This is a genomic window from Streptococcus oralis, assembly GCF_001579175.1.
Taxonomy (GTDB): Bacteria; Bacillota; Bacilli; order Lactobacillales; family Streptococcaceae; genus Streptococcus; species Streptococcus oralis_O.
This window is the reverse complement of the sequence record NZ_KQ970760.1, coordinates 536617-540450: the sequence shown is the minus strand read 5'-3', so window position 1 is coordinate 540450 and position 3834 is coordinate 536617. Positions and strand designations below refer to the sequence as shown.

The following is a 3834-nucleotide window of genomic DNA, read 5'->3' as shown; positions in this document are numbered from 1 at the left end:
GTATTCCAATCATACCGATAACTTTTAGTAACTGTCACAGCTGATACACTGGACTGAAAAAGACCAATAGATAATAAAGCGACTTTTACTGATTTTTCATGGTTATCATTGCATTTGTATCATTAGTATTGAAGTCGCTTTCATTATATCGTTTTTCTCGCTATGATGCAACAGATTTTAGTTTATTTTACTAATATATAACACTTTTCTTCCTAACGAACACTTTCCATTCGCCAACTATTCCATCCTTTAAAGCGAATGGCTCCTTGCTGGTCTGTTCGGTAAATCTTACTCTTAATAGTTTCTAGTCGTGTCAAGGTTTCCTGATGGGGAAGTTTGGCACGATTGTTCTTGCCCACTGAAATGAGAGTAAGCTCTGGTTTGAGTTTTTCAAGGAAAACAGGACTCGATGAGGTCTTGGAACCATGCTGACCTGCCTTCAAGATATCCACCTCTAAGGTAGGGTATTGCTTTAGAAGTTCTTTCACTCCTTTCTCCTTCAAATTTCCAGTGAAGAGAAAGTGCTTATCCAGAAGTTTTCCATAAAGAACTAGAGAATCCTCATTACCTTCATCTCCAATCTTCCTTGGAGATAGGACTTCTAAAGAACCGCCAAAAATTGGTAAATTCTCCTCTCCTGTCACACTGCGTACCTTGGTTTGAGTCGCTTGTAGTTCTGCTACAAATTCCTGCTGTGTCAAACTTCCTTTTGATACTAAAATTTCTCCGACATGGAAAGCCTTGGTCACCTCTAGTAAATCTCCAACATGCTCTTTCTCTGTGTTAGTCAAAATCAGCTGATCAATCTTATCTACTCCTCGACTTTTTAGATAGGGAATCAAGGTGCGCTGAGCATTGCTGGTCGTCGCCTTTTCTTGCCAAGCTTGGATTTTCTTGTCGGTTTCTGCTTTACCGCTCACATCTATAAGAATGGTTTTACCAGTTACATCCCTTAGAAAAATGCTTTCTCCCTGCCCTACATCCAGCATGGTGATTTCATTTTCCAGCGAGTGTTTGGTTAAGAAAAAGAGTCCCACGATAAAGAGGCTGAACCCTGCTACTCTTTTGATATTTTTCCTAAAGTCATAGACCAAGGCCAATGAAACTAAGAGAAGAATCAAAAGCCATGCGTTGGGTTGGCCAAAGACCAAGGGCCTACTTGCTATCTGTGAAACCAAGCGAATGATGCCCTCCAACCATTCAAAGACAAGGTTAAGCTGAGTGACTGGGTAAACAAAAGACAGAATGAATAAGACAGACAAAAGTGGTAAGAAAACCAAGTCAAACAAGAGGGAAAAGACAAAGGTCAAAAGGATAGACCAAGGCTGAAATTCTGCAAAATAAAAGGACAAAATGGGCAATATTCCCAAGGAAATGACTAGACTTTCTCTGGCAACAGCCTTGAGCCCCTCCCCTTCTTTGCTTGTCATAGTCAAGATAAAAGCGTAGGCGCAGGACAAGACACCTCCTGCCGTTAGGAAAAAGTTGGGCATGATGATAAAGAGGACAAGAACCGTTAAGGCAAAATTATCCAATCCCTTGTAGCCATGTTGAGCCAGTAACTTTTGCAAGAGACTGCGAATGACCGAAGCTGAGAATCCTGTCAGACCTGCATAGATAAGGGAAAAAGGGTAGATTAGCCACTTCAACTTTTCTTGAGTCAAGCCCAATCGCAAAAGGAGCTTCTTAAACCCATCCATAAAAAATCCAACCTGCATACCCGACAAGGCAAAGAGATGGATAATCCCTAGACTAGAATAAAGCTCATTCATCTCCTCGAAGTCCGTATCCAAATGTCCTAGCAAGAGCCCCGTCATATAGTTTCGCATAGGATCTGGAAAGTGCGTCTTGATCCAAACAACAGCCTTTCGACGTAAACTGGACAGATTTTCTCCTATATCCCAACTGCTAATCTTTTTCATTGACTGGATACTCTTGATAGTCAAAGTTTGGTAAATCCCCTGAGTTTTCAGATAGGCTTGGTAGTCAAAGCCACCAAAATTTCTCTGGCCTTCTGGCTCGGACAGTTTTCCTTCTAGTTCTATCTCATATAGCTCTGTCAAGGCTTGAAATTGCTCTTTCTCTTCCTCGGACTGGAGTTTATAGTAAACTTGGAAAGTACGTCCGTCAGTCTTGCCCCGAAAAGATAGACTATCTCCATTAACCTTAATGGTATCTGGTAAAATTCTCACCTTCTCTACAAACGCAACTAAGTCTTGACTAGCTTGTGTCTGTTGCCAAGTTTGAAACAGAAACCAAGTCCCAAATACGCTACAAATCACTAAGGTTTTACCAGCCGATTTCCAAGGAAATTGGATAAAGAGACAAACTAGCAGAAAAACGAAGCCTAAAAGCGCAATATAGGATGCTGAGAAAATGGCGTAGTAAAGCCAAAGTAACAGGAAACTCAAATAGATTAGGGGGATAGGGAAATTCTTAATCCACTGTGACATAATCTTTTAGCTTTTCTATGGTCTTAGCGCCAATGCCAGAGACTTTCTTTAATTCATCTACCGACTTGAATTTGCCATTCGTCTCACGATGGTCGATAATATCCTGGGCTCGTTTTCCTCCCAAGCCTTTGACCTGCTTGAGTTCTTCCAGACTAGCTTTATTGAGGTTGACCTTCTTTTCTTTACTTGTCGAAGGAGACGTTCCAGAGGTAGCCTGCTGACTAGCTGCTTCTTCTCCCTTAGTTGGAACATATACCAGAGCCTCGTCACTGACTTTCTGAGCGAGATTGAGCGACTTGCTATCTGCCTCCTCTGTCAAGCCACCAGCCTTCTGAACCGCATCATGGACCCGACTTCCTAATGGCAAATCGTAAATCCCGGGCGATTTAACGGCACCTTTTACATCCACTGTGATCTGATCTTGTTCCAGAGCCTCTTCCTTTTCTTCCTTCTTGATTTCTTTTTCAGACGATGAATCCTTTGAAACGGCTGCAACTTCAGCCGACAAATTTGTTTCTGTGACGGGTTTTTGTGTAGATGGCTTTAGCAGGAAAAAACCGCCTAAGGCCAAACCCAAACAAGCACAGATGACAATGATTTTATACTCTTTGACTTTCTCGATAATTGCTTCCATATTTTCTCCTCTCTTAAGTTATTCGTAAGAGAAAGAAAAAAACAGCTGAAAAATCTTTTCAACTGCTTATTTATTTGCAAAATAGTCTTCCTTGGTCAAGACATAATGAACTCTTGTAACGATTCGTCCTTTTTCGTGCTGGTCCATACAAGCGTATGGTTCTGCATGGGAAAAACGCATGCCTGATTTCTGCATGACCTTTCCTGACGCGGGATTGTCTTTATCGTGAAGAGCGGTCAACTTGTTCATTCCAATCTTCTCAAAAGCCAGCTCAATCACGGCACGATTGGCTTCTGTCGTCAATCCTTGATTCCAATACTTTTGGTTGATAATGTAACCAATAGCTGCTTTTTTGAGAATGGGGTCAATCTTGTGCAAATCAATAGTTCCGATAAACTGACCATTGCTTTTTAGTTCGATTCCCCACCGTCCCAAGGGATTAGCCAAGTAGAACTGAGCGATGTTGTTCTTGGTTTCTTCTAAGCTTTGATTTGTTGGAAAAGTGTAGCGTGTATTTTCTCTGTCTGAGGCATACTCAAACATAGCTTCTGCATCATCCAAAGTTACAGGTCTAAGCACTAAACGCTCTGTCTCCACTATTGGATACTGGGCTAGTTTTAAAAAGATTGATTCCATACTTTCCCTCCTTGGAAAGGATTTTCAACCATTTTAGCAAAAAATAAAGGCCCTAGCAATCGGTTTTTCTTGATTTTTATCCATCTTTTATATAAAATTAGTACATCACAA

3 protein-coding genes are annotated in these 3834 nt (G+C 41.1%); all 3 read right to left on the bottom strand.

The genetic code is table 11. The features are described from left to right. Positions 1 to 212: 212 nt before the first annotated feature. The gene (locus SORDD24_RS07005; RefSeq protein WP_061409017.1) at positions 213 to 2453 is read right to left on the bottom strand and encodes a DNA internalization-related competence protein ComEC/Rec2; all 2241 of its coding nucleotides are present in this window, start codon (positions 2451 to 2453) and stop codon (positions 213 to 215) included. Continuing rightward, positions 2437 to 3087, bottom strand: a complete 651-nt coding sequence (locus SORDD24_RS07000; RefSeq protein ID WP_061409014.1) for a helix-hairpin-helix domain-containing protein — start codon at positions 3085 to 3087, stop codon at positions 2437 to 2439. Before SORDD24_RS07000 ends, SORDD24_RS07005 begins: the two co-directional genes overlap by 17 nt. Before the next feature lie 66 nt (positions 3088 to 3153). Continuing rightward, positions 3154 to 3723 carry a GNAT family N-acetyltransferase gene (locus tag SORDD24_RS06995; protein WP_061409012.1) on the bottom strand — a complete coding sequence of 190 codons (570 nt, stop codon included), beginning with the start codon at positions 3721 to 3723 and terminating at the stop codon, positions 3154 to 3156. Positions 3724 to 3834: the final 111 nt, after the last annotated feature.